Origin of the sequence: Brevibacillus sp. HB2.2 (genome assembly GCF_013284275.1) — a bacterium.
Taxonomy (GTDB): domain Bacteria; phylum Bacillota; class Bacilli; order Brevibacillales; family Brevibacillaceae; genus Brevibacillus; species Brevibacillus brevis_D.
On sequence record NZ_JABSUV010000014.1, the window covers coordinates 1 to 15,241 of the forward strand.

A 15,241-nucleotide genomic window follows, 5' to 3' on the forward strand; every position below is an offset into this window, starting at 1 on the left:
CAATATGTGCTGTCTATCTTCTGCTATTCTCTTCAAGCAGAAGCGACATTTATTAATTTATCATGAACTTTGTTTGACGTCAACATATTATTTTCATTAACTCTCTTTTTTCGCCAAGATCTCCTGTGCCCACTCGTGAAAGACGCGCAGTGCTTCATCTACTTCTTGAAAGATTGCTTCTCCCTCACAGGAGTATTCCGGGAAGTCAAGTATACGGTTTTTGCGAATCTTCACTTGCCCTTCTTCACATTTTATCTCCAAGAAGTAGGGAACAGCTTCATCTATTCCATAACTATTTTCTAAAAACTCGTAGGTACGTACCCACTCCAAAATTCGAACTTCCGATGCTTTTAAGCGAAGCACCTGCTCCAAGGACATAATCGTTTCATTCCCGTAGTAATACATGTTATTCAGCCCTTCTGCATGAAAATGGACGGAGCCGTGACTCCGCCCTGTTATGGATGTGATAGATTAAATCGAGGAAAGTAGCTCTCTCAGCTCTTTGACAATCACTTGCTGGTAGCCAGTTCCTTCTCCATACTGCTCGAGCATTTCGGCACGCGCTACTTTAATCTTGTCTTCATAATCCGTGGCGTTTCGGTCCGGGTTTTGTTGTTTGAATGCCGTCATGATAGCTTGGACATGCTTCGGTCGTGGTCCCCATTTTGCCAGAACATGTCCACCCGTGTCTGCGAAAATAACAACAGGGATCGCCCGACCGCCCATCGTAAGAAACTCCTCCATGAGATCGAGGTGTTCTTCCATCACCATAATTTCCACTGGCATGTCTGTTTCTTTCAAGGCATGCAAAACGACTGGCAAGTTGCGAACGACGTCGCCACACCATTCCGCAGCCAAAATCAAGCATCTGAGGTCATCACGATGCTGGAGAGAAGCAAAAAACGCACGGTCTTGTTCATCCTCCCATGAAAATGCATCCGACCAGTTTTGGTATGTATCCTGATTTTTCGTCATGCTTTCCACAAACGCTTGTGGCTTGAGCCCCGTACGGAATTTATGTGCTACATTTGCCCCCATCTTTTCTCCTCCTTTTGTATCGCTCGCCTAATCTTGATTTTTATTCGCTGCTTCGTTAGCTTCCTTTTCTTGATTAGCCAGCTCCATCATTTTTTGCAACAAAATATGCTGCGGCATGTGCATGAGGCGTTCCAAGGGTACCTGAAGTGCTTCCGCCAGTTTGACTGCCGTTTCCGGTGATATTTGTAATGGACGCATTTTTGCTCCTTTCCCTTGCTTTCATCAGTCCCTTCAGTATAATACACGGTTGTTAAACCTGCCAGCTTGGTATCTTGAGGCTCATCCGCTAACTTGTTGATGCTCCGGGAAAAGCAAATCCAGCAGACGATGAAAATGGGCTAACAGCTCCCCTATCGCCTTCGCTTCACGAAGTGGTAATTCTTCCGGATGATAGCTGCCGCCCGTCGATCCATTCATTTGCTTGGTACGTCTCTCCTTGGTCATGGGCAAGCCATTCCTGATGTAAAAGTACAGGCAAACGCGGTGCTGGAAAGCCTTTCTCTCGTAGTCTTGGCTGAGTGCTAGCCCATTAAGCATCTCCTCATAGCGAGTTTGCAAGCGCCATTTAGCATAAAAACCGTTTTACATAATAGCGTTGACTGCTTGTCCAAACAGAAAAGCTTTCCTCTGATAGGTCTCACTTCTACATGCAAATCCGCTTTTCCTCGCTTTTCTCACTAAAAAGATAGTCCCTCTTGAATGTAAGTGAAGGGACTATCCCCCGTGAACCGTACACTTGCTCATAGAAAAGACAAGCTATTGCTTTTGCTTAGTGAGGATGCATGGTACACCAAAGCCGATCGCGCCGGGCTGGGACATCTGTTCCAGATACGCCAACCCTCGTGCACATTGCTGTTTGCATACTTGACATGTATGGGACGTTACGATTCTTAGCTGTACTTGATTGGGATGCTGTCGTGTATTCTTCTTCTTTACCTTTTTGCCCTTGGCCATCCGTTTTCCTCCCTTTGCCCTAGATCACTCCAGTCTATGAAGGAGAACACCACCGCTCTTTAGGCAAGCATACAAAATCAAGATCTTCACCTGCAAAATGGGCCTTGTCATACGTGTCACAAATAGAAAAAGCCGCCGGAGAATTCTCCCCCAGCGACTTATGTGCCTTCCTTATGGCTTTGGACTTAACAACTGGCGCAGTTCCAGTTCCAGTGTAGGAGCATCAACCATGCCGATGATCTTTTTTCGTACGATCCCATCCGCGTCAATCAAGTAAGTCGTTGGGAATGCCATCACCTTGTAACGGTTCGACACAGTTCCAGCGACGTCCATCGGTATGGGAAATGTCAGCTTATAGTTGGTGACGAAGGCCATGGCTGCTTCCGGGCTGTCATTGCTCGTGACGTTCACACCATACAGATCAACCTGCCCGCCGTATTTTTCATATACTTTTTGTAAATCAGGCGCTTCCAGCTTGCATGGTCCACACCAAGAAGCCCAAAAATTCAAGACCAATGGTTTCGCCCTTTTGCCTTCTACCTTGTACGTCTGCTGATCCAATCCTGTCAGTGTAAAATGAGGAGCCGCAAAGCCAACTTCTGGTTTTTGAACCTCTGCTACGATTGCGGCTGTTTCTTGAGGCTTTTCCCAAACAGCAAGTCCGACCCCCAATAATACGATCACCGCGAGCAACAGCTTTTTCATTTTGTCACCTCTGCCCTACTGAGTTAGAATCCCGTAAAGCCTCCGTACATTTGAATGAGAACGCGTGTAATATCCGTCAGTTTATCTGTATACAGAAGAATACCGAACAAGATCATAATGGCTCCTCCGATTTTCATAAACAGGTCGGAATACTTCACAATCGCTTTCACCTTACTGATGAAGAATGTCATGACAAAAAATGGAATGGCGAAACCAAGTGTATACGCCAATGTGTAAGCCAAGGCGCTTGAAGGATTGGATACACCCATGACGATAATGCCAGAAAGAATGGGTCCCACACAAGGTGTCCATCCAGCTGCATACGTCATTCCCACCAGTATGGACCCAGTATACCCCAATGGCCTCGATTTTAAATCGATTTTAAAAGAACGCATCATCCAATCCATTTTAAACACGCCAAGCATAACAAAGCCAATAACAGCAAGCAAAATACCGCCCAATTGACGAATCAAGTCCTGCTGGTCGGTGAACAAGCTTCCGATCCAAGAGGTAGACAGCCCAAGCGCAACGAAAATGATCGAAAACCCGACAATGAAGAAAAAGGTATGCAAGAAAGCTTCCTTGCGAAAAACTGCTCTCCCTTTCTTTACTTCATCAATCGTTACTCCAGTTATGTAAGACAAAAAGGACGGATAAAGCGGCAGGCAGCAAGGTGAAATAAACGAGAGAAAACCTGCTGCAAAAGCCACAAACACAGTAATATCGCCAGTCATATGTACCTCCGCTGGGTATTTTATCCACTATCTTCTCATTGTATCGAATCTTTGCCCCCTTCAAAAGTAGCAATGACACTTTGTCTTAAATCCGTGACAATTTCCTTTTCATAATTAGATAGATAAAGATAGCTCATGATTCGCTCTGTATCCATAATATGGCCGAGTAGTTCCATTGTACACAAAAAAGAGACGGATGTACTCCGTCCCTTTCTTGCTACTCTTTTTCTTACTGAATCGTAACTTTTCCGCCATCTTGGAGCAATGTTTGCCCTTTTACCACGATCTTATCGCCTGCAGACAAGCCTGTCAAAATTTCGATCTGATCACTGGAGGATTTGCCCGTAGTGACCTCGACTTGTTTCGCAATGTCACCTTCCAGCTTGAATACATACTGTTTGCCATCGCGATCAAAAACGGCACCGCGCGTTACAACGATCGATTTTGCTCCGCTTTCCCCAACCGATGGGAAGATCACATTCACAACCATATCGGACTTCAGCTCATTGGATGGGTTTGGAATCGTAATCTCCACTGGGTATGCCTTGAGCTGCGAATCCATGACTGGACTCATCGCCGTTACTTTGGCATCAATCGTTTTTCCTGTCGATTGTACGTTTACTTTTACGGTTGTTCCTACTTTTATTTTTGTAATATCAGCTTCAGACAGATTTGCTTTTACCAGAAGTGGGTTCGTGTTAACGACAACCACAACCGGCTGCTGACCTGCCATTTGACCAACTGCACCGCTTACGCTGGAAATATATCCGTTGATCGGAGACGTCACAGTCGCATTCGCCAATTGCTCACGAGCATTTTGCAGACTTACTTGTGCTTGCTGCACAGATGCTTCAGAAACTTGTACGCTCGTTTTTTGCCCAGCTGATTGTAAAGTCTGCTGTGCGTTATCATAAGAAGTCTGTGCTGTTGTCAGTTGGGAGTTTGCCTGTTCCATCTGCTGTGCGGAAATCGCTCCTTGTGAAAAGAGCTGTTGCATCCGCTGCTGGTTTACTTTTGCATCCTGAAGGGCAGTTTCTGCCTGCTTCAGGCTATTTTTTGCTTGCACCAAGCCTTGATCTGAACTGCTGCCTGCTTGGTTTAAACTGGCTTTTGATACATTGTAGGCTGCTTCTGCTTGCTTGACACCGTTCACCAGATCTTTTTCATCGAGCTTGAACAATACTTGACCTTTTGTCACGTATTGTCCCAGTTTCACTGGCAGGGAAGAAATTTTCCCGCCCATTTTCGGGGAAACTTGCACTTCCTCACTCGGCGCCAGCTTTGCCGTGAGACCAGAATCTGATACTACTGAGCCTGTAGCGACGGTTTCAATCTGTACAGGGGTTGCGGCGGCTTCCACCGTTTCCGTAGGCGGCGTTTCCGCTTGCGGGCTGGAGCACCCTGCCACTAGAGTGATGGCCAGCAATGCCAAAATGACGGGTTTTTTACTTCGTTTCATGTATGTCCCTCCTCTTCCCACAAACGTCTTACGATTCCAAAGCGGGATTGATTTTCTTTTGTTTCTTAGCAAGTTTCTTTTCTAGTTTCAACTGGCGCTTCAAGCGTCTCTTTTTCCCTGCATCATCAAACCAAGAAGCAACGACAGGAACCAGAACCAGTGTAATCAAGGTAGAGAATCCAAGACCGAAAATAACCGTCACGGCCATTGGTGCGTTCGTCTCAGATCCGGCGCCACCAGAGAACGCAAGTGGTCCAATCGCCAGAATCGTGGTGAGTGTCGTCATCAAAATCGGACGAAGACGAATCGGGCCAGCGTGCAGGATCGCATCAAACAGCTCCATACCTTTTGCACGTAGTTGGTTCACGTAGTCGATCAATACAATCGCGTTGTTCACGACCAGACCGATCAACAAAATGTATCCGATCAAAACCCCAACGCTGATCGTCGTGCCTGTCACCAATAGTCCAAGCAGAACGCCTGTAACGGTTGGTGGCACGGAGAACATGATGATAAATGGGGTGTATAGCGATTCAAACTGCGCAGCCATTACCATATAGAGCAACACGACTGACAGGACAATCGCGAGAGCAAGGCTACTGAATGATTCCATCATTTCTTCACTTTGCCCGCCAAAATCGACTGTGTAGCCATCCGGGAGATTCAGCTTCGAAATTTTCTCTTGCACTTCACGCGTGACAGAGCTCAGGTCACGCCCTGCCAAATCACTTGTTACTTGAACTTCACGGCTGGAGTTGGCACGGTTAATCGATACCGGCACATCTATCTTATTGATAGTCGCAACCGAGGTCAATGCGATCTGTGCGCCACCAGGAGCGGAAATTCGCAAATTGTTCAAGAAGTTGATATCTTCCTGATACGATTTCGGCAGCTTGAGGTTGACGTCAATCTCATCATCACCCGTGCGATAGTGCGTTACCGTTTGACCTTGGAAGGAAGTTCGAACACTGGAGAGAATTTGTCCAGTCGTCAATCCGTACAAGCTCGCCTTCTCAGCATTGATTTTCACTTCCAGCTCTTGTCTTGATTCTTCCAAGCTGGTTGTTACGTTACTCGTACCAGGTACCTTCTCAATCTCGCCTTTAATAATACCACTGATGTCCTTCAGTACGGCCAAGTCATCCCCGCTCACCTTCAATTGAATGGGGGAACCTGTAGACATACCAGCTGGTGCACTTACCTTAATTTCTGGTCCGGCAATATGCTTCAGCTTTTCCTGGAGATCCATCACAATTTCATTGGAGGAACGTTTGCGCTGGTCGAGATCTACCAGCATCAGGGTGATCGTTCCCTGATTGGATGACAATGTGCTCGCTATCGGTGATGCATTGCTACCAACCGAAGTCGCTACAATTTTCTTCTCCGGAACTGTGTTGACAATTTCTTCTACTTGTCTGGTTACTTTCTCGGTTTCAGCGAGAACCGTACCATTCGGCATTTTGATGGAGATATTTACTTGACCTTGGTCCATAGCCGGGATAAACTCTGCCCCGATCATCGGAGTTAATGCGAGAGAGCCCACCATCAGGACAACCGAAGAAATCATGACGGTTTTACGATGGCCCAATGACCATTTCAACAATCCTTGGTAGCCTTTTTCTACTTTGCTAAATCCAATGTTGAACCAAGTAACCGGATTGATTCCACGATAGTTCTCATGATGCGTATGCGACGGAATTTTGTTCAAAATTCTCGAACTCAGCATCGGCACCAGCAAAATGGAGAAGACAAGCGCCGCAATATGTGAGTAAACAACCGTCAATGCAAGTGGTCCAAACAACTCAGAAGCAATACCTTCCGTGAGGGCAATCGGCAAGAATACGCAAATTTGCGCCAAAGCCGAAGCCATTACTGCCGTACCTACTTCTTTGGAACCATCCAAGGCCGCTTCCATCATACCTTTTCCCTGTTCTCGATGACGGAAAACATTCTCGAGCATAACAACCGCAAAGTCAATCAATGATCCCAATCCCAATGTCAAACCGGAGAGGGAGATCAGGTTGATCGTCTGTCCTGACATGTACATCAGCAAGAACGTTGCGACGATCGATACAGGAAGTACAATGACCGCAATTACCATGGATCGCAAGCTGCCCAAGAAGAAGAACAGCAAGATCATACCGATACCGCCACCCAACAGGGCATGTTCAGCGGTCGTGTAAACGGAATCCTTAATGTAGGTGGATGTGTCTAGAGTTGTAATGATTTGAACGCCTTCTGGCAGTTCGCTTTTGATTTTCTCCAGCTCAGCTTTTACATCATCTGCTACCTCAATGGTGTTTCCGCCAGAAGCTTTTGTCACTCTAATACCCAAGCTAGGTGTTCCATTCACGTAACTCATTTGCGTTACATCTTGATGCGTGTCCTTTACCTGGGCAATATCGCTGAGCCTGATGGAGTTTCCTCCGACAGAAATTGGTGTCAGCGCGATTTGATCGACATCAGCAAACTCACCTTGTACACGGATGTTGAGCTTGGCATCACCCTCACGTACCGCTCCACCGGAACCTGACAAGTTGCTGCCCTGTAGAGCCTGCTGGACTTGGTCAAGTGACAAACCATACGCCGCCAGTTTGGCTGGGTCGACGGTAACATCGATGATCCGGCTTTGTCCACCGCTGATGGAAGCAGATGCGACCCCATCAATACGCTCCAGGCGTGATTGGATCATATCCTCTGCCATCTTTTTCAATTTGTTGATATCTTGCTCGCCCGTCACCGCAAACTCAATGATCGGTGTACTGTTCGGGTCAATGCGCAGTACGCGTGGCGCTCTGGCTGAGTCAGGCAAAGAACCACGAACCTGATCTACCTTCTCTCGCATGTCGAGAGTCGCCTGATCAAGGTCTGTCCCCCAGTTAAACATGAGGATAACCTGCGAGGCGCCTTCCATCGATACCGATTGTATACTATCTAAATCGGATACCGTTGCAAGTGCGTCCTCAATCGGCTTCGTTACTAGTTTTTCTACCTCACTTGGAGATCCGCCGTCTACGGATGTAACCACGACAGCAACCGGGAAGTTCAGATCCGGCATGAGATCAATCGCCAAGCGAGGCAGAGAGACGAAACCAAAAATCAGCATGGCCAGAGTCAACATAATCATGGTGACCGGGCGTTTAATCGATAGTTCAGAAAGATTCAATCCACTCACCTCTTTTTTATATATCTGCTAATTTTTTGTGAGAAATAATTCGCATAACGAAATGAACAAGGTAAATCTCATACAACATTTCGCTTAACGAAATATAAAGGGGTGAAACCATTTTTAAACGGTTTGTGAATTTCCCCATTTCACGTCTCGCTGTTGGTACACACGCTCTGTCAGTGACACCCACACAACTCGTCGATCTGCTTGGTCCCGAAATCTGCGTACCAGGTTTTCCTGCTCCAATCGGTTAATAAGACCGGAAGTTGTGCTGTATGAAAGACCGACAGTCTTACTTATGTCCCCCATCGTTTTTGGCCCGTTTCCAAGCTGCTCCAGAATCAAGACCTGTTGCCAGGTTACATCGCTTGTATCCAGCTCTTGCTCAGAAATCGTGGTAAACAAAACACTGGCTTCTTGCAGGAGTTTTGCCAACTGAATCAGTTCTTTCATGAGAACCTCCCTTGCCATCCTTACTTAACCACTCCACACCCATAACTAGTCGTTTATTTCCCAAAAATAATTCTACTGAAAAGTATATGTAGTGAAGTCTACCCAGGGGTAGATTTCTGACAAGGATTTATCTATCTGGAGATAGACGACAACGCATGCTAGAATGAAGTTAAGTGATTATCCGGCAGAGAAAGAAGGACTTCTCATTGTTGAAGATAATGATGAAAGCCATACAAAAACGTTTGCTGATCATGTGGTTTTCCATCTTACTTGTATTAGCTTTGCTTCCTGATTCATTTAAACGGGAAACTCCGTTGCAATTTTCCCTTACCATTGTACTATTTATTTGTTACCTTGTGGTATTTTGGACTTCCAAGAAAAAATGGAAGCCTTTCCAATTCGAATTAGTAGCAGTCGTGCTTGGAATCGTTTCCTTAGTAAAGTCTCTCACCTTGGGGGGAGAGGGCTTCGGCTTGATGCTCCCACTCGCTGTTTTTATCGGTTTTCACATTCATGGACGCCGAGCGTTGGCCTATGCTACTTTTTTTGGTACGTGCAGTACGCTTTTTTTATATTTTGAAGAAAACCTGAGATTCACGCACATCATCTCTTATATTCTAACGTATGTGGGTTGCTATATCGGTGCACGTGGCTATCGGATTCAAAGAGAAGCATACGAAACCAACCAACAGCACCTGGAGCAGCTGCAAAAAGCACATACAGAGTTGCAGGAGGCACACTTACAACTTCAAGAAGCAGCGCTTCATTCCCTGCAAGTAGCGGTTCTGGAGGAACGAACGAGAATTGCCCGTGATATTCACGATGCTTTGGGTCATAGTTTGACTTCACTCATTGTCCAGCTACATGCCTTGAAGTATATGTTGCAGGATGGACCTGACAACGCACAAGAAGCCGTGCGCAACATGCTTGGTGTTGCGAAGCAAAGTCTGGAGGATATTCGCACATCTGTCCATACACTGGCTCTGGATAAAACCTCCTTGGGACTTACGCCTCTGCGAGCTCTTTTGTCGCAGGCTCAAAAGCATACAGGAATAAAGATGGAGCTGATATGCTCCGACCTGGACATCCCGCTCTCTCAGGAAATGACGATAACGTTTTATCGAATCTTGCAAGAAGCGATCACCAATTCCTTACGTCATTCTGACGCAAAAGAAATTCTCGTCATCATTGAACAAAAGAAGGACATCCTTTTGTTGTCCATCCGAGACGATGGAAGCATCACGAGCGACCAAAAAATCAAACCTGGCTTTGGCCTAACTGGCATATTTGAACGGATTCAACTATTGAACGGAACTCTCGCGTACCGCATTCGAGAGCCCCACGGATTCCAACTCGATTTCAGCTTTCCGATTCACCAGACTGAACCAGAAAGGAGCATGCGAACATGACCGTTAAACAAAAAGAAGGAGCCATTCGCGTGGTCCTAGTAGATGACCAAACCATGATTCGCCAAGGTTTAGGTTATGTCATACAAATGCAAGCCGATATGGAAGTTATTGGGGAAGCATCCGATGGTGTAGAAGCAGTAGAGCTGATTGGCTCTCTCGCACCTGATGTCGTTTTGATGGATGTTCAGATGCCCAACAAGTCGGGTATTGAAGCCACAAGAGAAATCATGCTACAGCATCCTCGCACGAAGGTATTGATCCTCACCACCTTTGACAATCATAATTACGTGGTGGAAGGGATTCGCGCGGGAGCGGTTGGCTATATGCTAAAAGACGCCGACTCTCAGGAAATGCTTGATCTGATTCGCAGAGCCCATCAGGGAGAAGCCCTCTTCCACACCGTAACAGCCGCAAAAGCCCTTGCCGAAGCTCTGCAAGGTCAACGTGAGACACCTGATTCTACGACCGCCTCCCAATCAGTCTTGCTAGATGAACTCACGGATCGGGAGTTAGATGTACTTCAACAGATCGCAGATGGCTATCGAAATGATCAGATTGCGCAAAACTTGTTTATATCTGAAGGCACTGTCAAAACACACGTGCATCGCATCTTGCAAAAAATGGGTGTTGAGGATCGTACACAGGCAGTGGCAAAAGCTCTGCGGCATAAAATCGTGAAATAAATCAGACAGTTTTAGGCAGGAGGATGAAGTGGAATCAAGTTTCCATCCTCCTGCTTTATGCTGATGGAAACCCCTTCGCCCACCTTTGCACAAGACATCGCTTCAAATACGGCAGCCGCCGCTTTCTTCGTATCGATCACCCGGCAAATCACTGCCAACGTCCTCTCACTGTCTTCCCCACCGTCACTGTGACCATTCCCTGTCTTTCCCAAGCATTCGTCCAACAGCTGTTCGATCAAATAGCGCATTTCAATCTCTGACTCACGTAAATGGGGAAAGCGAATGATCATTGGATGGAAATCGTGCTCTTTCATGACCTGATATCCTTGTTCTTTCATCTCTTCTGTCCAGCTCTGCAAAACCTCATCAGGTCTTCCCTCGATCTGTTCCGCTACTACAGCAAAATACTCGCCAATTTCCCCGACATTTCCGTAATGAACGGTATAAAGATGCTCTGATTCCTCATACCAAACCTCCCAGTAGCTCCACCTCATTTCGTTTTTTTTCAGCATCCGAATCACAGTTGTTCAACTCCGTTCAAATTGTAACCGTTTTGTAAATTATTCCACTGATCGACAGACCTTGACAACAACTTACAAAAAGATTGATTCGAAAGACTTGCAACTTTTTCTCAAGTAGGACTATCCGCTCATTTCAACATAAAAAAAGACGGATATTTGATCCGTCTACAGTCACAATCCTATTTTGTTTTTTTAGGAAATGGAAAGAGGTAAACGTATCTCAAAGCGGGCTCCTTTCCATTTCGGAGAGTTTTCCGCATAGAGTTCGCCACCGTGATCCGCAATGATGCGTTGTGTCGTAGACAAACCTAATCCCGTTCCCTCTTGTTTGGTCGTATAAAAAGGAACGAATAAATTTTGCAGGCAAGAATCTGATAGACCAGGTCCGTTGTCTTCCACAACAATGATTACTTGATTGAGAGAGGAGTATACCTTCACATGAACGAGGTTGCCTTGGGTCATCAATGCTTCAAGCGCATTTTTCAAGATGTTTAAGATGGCTTGCTTGATTCGTGAACGATGACCAAACACATGCCACTCGCCTTGTGCAATGTCCATCTCTAGCTTGATTCCTCTTCGATTGGCTTCTGGCTCCAGTAAACGAATGACGCCATATAATTCGTCCATCACTAAGAAACGTTCCGATACGATTTTATCATCCCTGTACCGTGCCAAAACAAGGACATCGTTCAATAGCCCATCAATGCGTTCAATTTCCGTTAAGATAACAGAAAAATAGGATTCACTACGATTTGCTTCCCCTTGCTCCCGCAATAACTGAATGAAGCCCTTGATCGCTGTCAGTGGATTCCGAATCTCATGTGCCATCCCGGCAGCCAATTGCCCCACTGCTGCCAGTGCTTCACGCTTGTTCAATTCTTCTTCGTACTTTTTGCTTTCCGTAACATTCCTAAGAACGGCGATTGCTCCCCACATCTCTCCACCGTAATAAATGGGGCTCGTACTCACTGTCGTCCATTTGCCTCTGTATTCCGCAACATAATGGCCGGACTGCCCGCGTTCAATCACCCACTGGACAAAACGCTCGCTTACATGAGGGCGAAGGGCATGATCAATGTTTTGACCAATGAGTTGATTCCGATCCACGCCATATAAATGACAGACCGCGTAATTCGCCTCAATGACTCTTAGCTGGCGGTCAATCATCAAAACGGCAATATCACTGGACTGTAGAACCAATTGGACTAGCTCCTGTTCAGCGAGCATGGTAACATTTTCTCCCTTGGCGTCACTTGTACGAGAAGTTGGTGTTTTTTCAAGTGGAAATTGATGTGAATTTTTGTTGAAGACATCGTCCATTTGTTGCAATATGTAGTCCATCGATTGATAGAGACGAAGCTGTGCTTGCAAAAGCTCTACTCGCTCCATTTCCGTCGTGGCAAGAGAAAATGCGTTGTTATTCATTTCTTCGATAATAACGTCTCGACACTTGCGCAAAAATTGCTGTAAATACGTAAGATTCATTCCGAGCAACGAAAATTGGTACGCCATTTCGCTCCATTCTCGCTCGAATGCACACGTGTCGACTGCATTTACTACTTCAATCCATTTCGTGATTTGCTGAACAAACAAAGCCTCTGTATTTTCGCGGTCTTCTAGAAGCAAAGCAGAGTAATGATGATCTGAAAGAAAGGAAAACGTCTTGGCCACCGCCGCAGGGACCAAATGAGTAAGATACTTACTTATTCGATTTTTCAAAACACTCTGGCTCCTTTTCTCCGTGCTTCATTGAGGCTATTTTCCCAAGTATGTATAGGCTCTATTATGGACGTAAATGAGACAAGATGTAAAGCGGCTTGATGATATCCTGGTGCAGAGAATGACACCATCCAATCAGGTTCTCTTCTTATCCTTACAGACAAACAATCTCGGCTAGCATCCTATTATCGCGCGCTTTTATTGCCGCTTTCGGAGACCCTCACCTCCTAACCGTGTTTGACTGAAACCGCTTTCCCAACATTTTCTATCATATCACGATCGAGCATAAAAAGGTCAAGGATGTTTATTCGTCAACCAATCCAAAAAGCATCTGCCCCCGTGGAGACAAATGCTTTCGCTTTATGAATGGGACTTGACAGCGTAATTGCGCAAATCCGATTTTACCGGGCTATTTGGATTGGTTCCTGTATGCGCGCGCTTGAAAGCCTCGCTTTCCGTCCAATTTTTAAACGATTCTTCATCTGTCCATTTCGTAAACACGATGTATTCGTCACCTTCCGTAGGTGCCAGGAAAAGGAACTCCAAAAAACCAGGAACCTCCTTCATCCGTTCTCCTCCATTACCAAATGCACGTTCCAAATGGGATTGGTAGTCTGCTGGTACAGTCAGTCTGTTCATGGATACATACATGATGGGTCACACGTCCTTTTCATTGGGTTCATCTACCAATTTCCATTATACTACTCCTTTGGCGAAAAACCTAAAAACCGCAAACGCTATTCGCGCCTGCGGTTGATTTGTTGCTCGAGCATGATATCCATCAAAAGTGTATCCTGCAACGGATCTTTCGGGTCTGCCGTCAGCAAGGCAGCGACAGCGGCCATCGAACATCGAACGGATTGGTAGGAATAAAAAGCATCTCTCTCCGATTCACTGAACAAAGATATATCCGATCGCTCTTGGGGCGGATATGGGAAGTCAGTCTCGACACCAGCACGATCGAGGACAATGAGTGCCTGTTTAATCGCAATCAATGCCGCACTGACACTAATTCCGTATTCTTGGCGTAGATCGTCCCACACCTGAAAAGCAGATTTTTCTACCCTTTCCTGATTGGAGCGCGTAATGATTCCTGTTTTGCGCCCTTCTTTCAATAACCAATCCACAAAAATATCGTTACGTGGAGGAAAAGCGTATACTTGCAGCTTCATTTCCAATTCTGTCGGGTTATCCTTGGCAAATCGAGCGTGAGCCAACGACATTTCGTAACGTCTGGACGGATGCCCAGGAACCGTGACAAATACCGTATCTTGTCGCACAGCTGCGATTTGCAGCTTGGTGCGCGCTGGTATCCTGCCTTGAGGTGCCTTTTCCCTACGAATATTACCAGGAATCAATTCTACGCCGAATTGATGGTACTCCAGCGGTGAATCTATCCAGGGAATGGGCTCTCTCGTCTGTATTTCGTATAGCCCGTTAAACGTCACCCATTCGCCAGGGCGGCGCTGACTGCGAACTAAAACAGCATGAGTTTCTTTTTCTGGTGGCAATTCTGTATCTTGATCCTCCGGTGGGGGATGAATTCGCTTGTGTTCGATAAGAATGCAGTCGGTCATGAACAATCGCTCGAGCAATTCCCGCTTGCTCACCCATTCATATCCGATGCGGTAAATCCGATTTTTCATCGGCTTCACCTCCTTTTGATCGCCATTATTGCATCATCCTGGTTTGTTTCTATTACCCTACCTTATGTAATCGTCGCTTTGTCCGTGCTAACGAGTTCGTACAATCCGCTGAAGCGCTTGGGCTGCTTTCTCAGGTGATTCTGCCCGGCTGATCGCACTGATAATCGCGACGCCATCGGCCCCCGCAGCAAGCACTTCAGAGGCATTTTCCAGTGTGATACCACCAATCCCGACGATAGGCAAGTCATGACCGACAGCCTTGCGGATCTCCTCTAGCCCAACTGGTCCGATGGGCTCACCAGCATCTGCCTTGGAACGGGTAGCGAACATCGCTCCTACACCAATACAATCGACGCCACCGTTTTGGGCAGCGAGTGCCTCTTCGACTGTACCTGCCGAAACACCGATGTACATCTCAGAGCCAACTTTGGCTCGTACTTCTGACAACGCCATGTCATCTTGCCCCACATGGACGCCGTCTGCCTGCAAACGAATCGCCAGATCTACATCGTCATTCACAAAAAATAAGGTATCGTATTCACGGCATAGCTGTTGCAACTGAATGCCCAACTCATATTGTTCCCGAGCAGTTAGCTTGCTTCCTTTATCGCGTAGCTGAAGCGTGCCCACTCCACCGCGCAATGCTGCTTCCACGGTTTGCACGGTCTTTTCACTGGAATACCCGCAGTCCTGCGTACCAATGACAAAATATACACCCATCTTTTCTCGAAGTCTTTGTCTATCACGCATG

The 15,241-nt window shown here is 46.4% G+C and carries 17 protein-coding genes; 2 read left to right on the plus strand and 15 right to left on the minus strand.

All coding sequences use genetic code 11. The annotated features are described in order from the left end of the window. Nucleotides 1-96: 96 nt before the first annotated feature. The 10 genes from HP401_RS12150 to HP401_RS12195 form a co-directional block, all read right to left on the minus strand. On the minus strand, nt 97-405 hold the full coding sequence (locus HP401_RS12150) for a hypothetical protein (RefSeq protein WP_016743537.1): 309 nt from the start codon (nt 403-405) through the stop codon (nt 97-99). A 66-nt stretch (nt 406-471) separates the two neighbouring features. Then, nucleotides 472-1,038 carry a thioredoxin family protein gene (locus tag HP401_RS12155; protein WP_173605180.1) on the minus strand — a complete coding sequence of 189 codons (567 nt, stop codon included), beginning with the start codon at nt 1,036-1,038 and terminating at the stop codon, nt 472-474. 27 nt (nt 1,039-1,065) lie between these two features. Further along, complete coding sequence (locus tag HP401_RS12160; RefSeq protein ID WP_144614962.1) at nt 1,066-1,236, minus strand: YycC family protein; 171 nt, start codon at nt 1,234-1,236, stop codon at nt 1,066-1,068. An 81-nt stretch (nt 1,237-1,317) separates the two neighbouring features. Further along, on the minus strand, nt 1,318-1,482 hold the full coding sequence (locus HP401_RS12165; protein WP_173605181.1) for a hypothetical protein: 165 nt from the start codon (nt 1,480-1,482) through the stop codon (nt 1,318-1,320). A gap of 312 nt (nt 1,483-1,794) precedes the next feature. After that, nucleotides 1,795-1,992, minus strand: a complete 198-nt coding sequence (locus tag HP401_RS12170) for a hypothetical protein (protein ID WP_015891501.1) — start codon at nt 1,990-1,992, stop codon at nt 1,795-1,797. Between the two features lie 171 nt (nt 1,993-2,163). Beyond that, nucleotides 2,164-2,697 (minus strand): TlpA family protein disulfide reductase, encoded by a 534-nt coding sequence (locus tag HP401_RS12175; protein ID WP_064199206.1) that lies wholly within the window; start codon nt 2,695-2,697, stop codon nt 2,164-2,166. A 23-nt stretch (nt 2,698-2,720) separates the two neighbouring features. After that, complete coding sequence (locus HP401_RS12180) at nt 2,721-3,431, minus strand: cytochrome c biogenesis CcdA family protein (protein ID WP_015891503.1); 711 nt, start codon at nt 3,429-3,431, stop codon at nt 2,721-2,723. A gap of 229 nt (nt 3,432-3,660) precedes the next feature. Beyond that, nucleotides 3,661-4,890 (minus strand): efflux RND transporter periplasmic adaptor subunit, encoded by a 1,230-nt coding sequence (locus HP401_RS12185; protein WP_173605182.1) that lies wholly within the window; start codon nt 4,888-4,890, stop codon nt 3,661-3,663. A 28-nt stretch (nt 4,891-4,918) separates the two neighbouring features. Next, entirely contained in the window at nt 4,919-8,056 is a 3,138-nt protein-coding gene (locus tag HP401_RS12190; RefSeq protein ID WP_173605183.1) for an efflux RND transporter permease subunit, read from the minus strand. Between the two features lie 123 nt (nt 8,057-8,179). Next, nucleotides 8,180-8,512: a MarR family winged helix-turn-helix transcriptional regulator gene (locus HP401_RS12195; protein WP_035985616.1), complete on the minus strand. Its 333-nt coding sequence runs from the start codon at nt 8,510-8,512 to the stop codon at nt 8,180-8,182. 173 nt (nt 8,513-8,685) lie between these two features. On the opposite strand from HP401_RS12195, the gene HP401_RS12200 reads away from it, so the two are divergent. Further along, nucleotides 8,686-9,921, plus strand: coding sequence for a sensor histidine kinase (locus HP401_RS12200; protein WP_173605184.1), 1,236 nt, complete (start codon nt 8,686-8,688; stop codon nt 9,919-9,921). Then, nucleotides 9,918-10,604, plus strand: a complete 687-nt coding sequence (locus HP401_RS12205; protein ID WP_173605185.1) for a response regulator — start codon at nt 9,918-9,920, stop codon at nt 10,602-10,604. Before HP401_RS12200 ends, HP401_RS12205 begins: the two co-directional genes overlap by 4 nt. An 11-nt stretch (nt 10,605-10,615) precedes the next feature. Here HP401_RS12205 and HP401_RS12210 read toward each other — a convergent pair whose 3' ends face one another. The 5 genes from HP401_RS12210 to thiE form a co-directional block, all read right to left on the minus strand. Then, nucleotides 10,616-11,125 (minus strand): hypothetical protein, encoded by a 510-nt coding sequence (locus HP401_RS12210; RefSeq protein ID WP_173605186.1) that lies wholly within the window; start codon nt 11,123-11,125, stop codon nt 10,616-10,618. Between the two features lie 192 nt (nt 11,126-11,317). Beyond that, a complete protein-coding gene (locus HP401_RS12215; RefSeq protein WP_173605187.1) occupies nt 11,318-12,844 on the minus strand; it encodes a two-component system sensor histidine kinase NtrB in 1,527 nt (508 codons plus the stop codon). Nucleotides 12,845-13,204: 360 nt separating this feature from the next. After that, nucleotides 13,205-13,495, minus strand: a complete 291-nt coding sequence (locus HP401_RS12220) for an antibiotic biosynthesis monooxygenase family protein (RefSeq protein ID WP_007727197.1) — start codon at nt 13,493-13,495, stop codon at nt 13,205-13,207. Nucleotides 13,496-13,581: 86 nt separating this feature from the next. Beyond that, on the minus strand, nt 13,582-14,490 hold the full coding sequence (locus HP401_RS12225; protein ID WP_142496752.1) for a hypothetical protein: 909 nt from the start codon (nt 14,488-14,490) through the stop codon (nt 13,582-13,584). An 87-nt stretch (nt 14,491-14,577) separates the two neighbouring features. Further along, nucleotides 14,578-15,240 carry a thiamine phosphate synthase gene (gene thiE / locus HP401_RS12230; protein WP_173605188.1) on the minus strand — a complete coding sequence of 221 codons (663 nt, stop codon included), beginning with the start codon at nt 15,238-15,240 and terminating at the stop codon, nt 14,578-14,580. Nucleotide 15,241 lies beyond the last annotated feature (1 nt).

What these genes read in the sequence shown, in the direction of transcription:
- HP401_RS12150 (WP_016743537.1), bottom strand. Translation starts at nt 405, where the DNA reads ATGTATTACTACGGGAATGAAACGATTATGTCCTTGGAGCAGGTGCTT.
- HP401_RS12155 (WP_173605180.1), bottom strand. Translation starts at nt 1,038, where the DNA reads ATGGGGGCAAATGTAGCACATAAATTCCGTACGGGGCTCAAGCCACAA.
- HP401_RS12160 (WP_144614962.1), bottom strand. Translation starts at nt 1,236, where the DNA reads ATGCGTCCATTACAAATATCACCGGAAACGGCAGTCAAACTGGCGGAA.
- HP401_RS12165 (WP_173605181.1), bottom strand. Translation starts at nt 1,482, where the DNA reads ATGACCAAGGAGAGACGTACCAAGCAAATGAATGGATCGACGGGCGGC.
- HP401_RS12170 (WP_015891501.1), bottom strand. Translation starts at nt 1,992, where the DNA reads ATGGCCAAGGGCAAAAAGGTAAAGAAGAAGAATACACGACAGCATCCC.
- HP401_RS12175 (WP_064199206.1), bottom strand. Translation starts at nt 2,697, where the DNA reads ATGAAAAAGCTGTTGCTCGCGGTGATCGTATTATTGGGGGTCGGACTT.
- HP401_RS12180 (WP_015891503.1), bottom strand. Translation starts at nt 3,431, where the DNA reads ATGACTGGCGATATTACTGTGTTTGTGGCTTTTGCAGCAGGTTTTCTC.
- HP401_RS12185 (WP_173605182.1), bottom strand. Translation starts at nt 4,890, where the DNA reads ATGAAACGAAGTAAAAAACCCGTCATTTTGGCATTGCTGGCCATCACT.
- HP401_RS12195 (WP_035985616.1), bottom strand. Translation starts at nt 8,512, where the DNA reads ATGAAAGAACTGATTCAGTTGGCAAAACTCCTGCAAGAAGCCAGTGTT.
- HP401_RS12205 (WP_173605185.1), top strand. Translation starts at nt 9,918, where the DNA reads ATGACCGTTAAACAAAAAGAAGGAGCCATTCGCGTGGTCCTAGTAGAT.
- HP401_RS12220 (WP_007727197.1), bottom strand. Translation starts at nt 13,495, where the DNA reads ATGTATGTATCCATGAACAGACTGACTGTACCAGCAGACTACCAATCC.
- HP401_RS12225 (WP_142496752.1), bottom strand. Translation starts at nt 14,490, where the DNA reads ATGAAAAATCGGATTTACCGCATCGGATATGAATGGGTGAGCAAGCGG.
- thiE (WP_173605188.1), bottom strand. Translation starts at nt 15,240, where the DNA reads ATGCGTGATAGACAAAGACTTCGAGAAAAGATGGGTGTATATTTTGTC.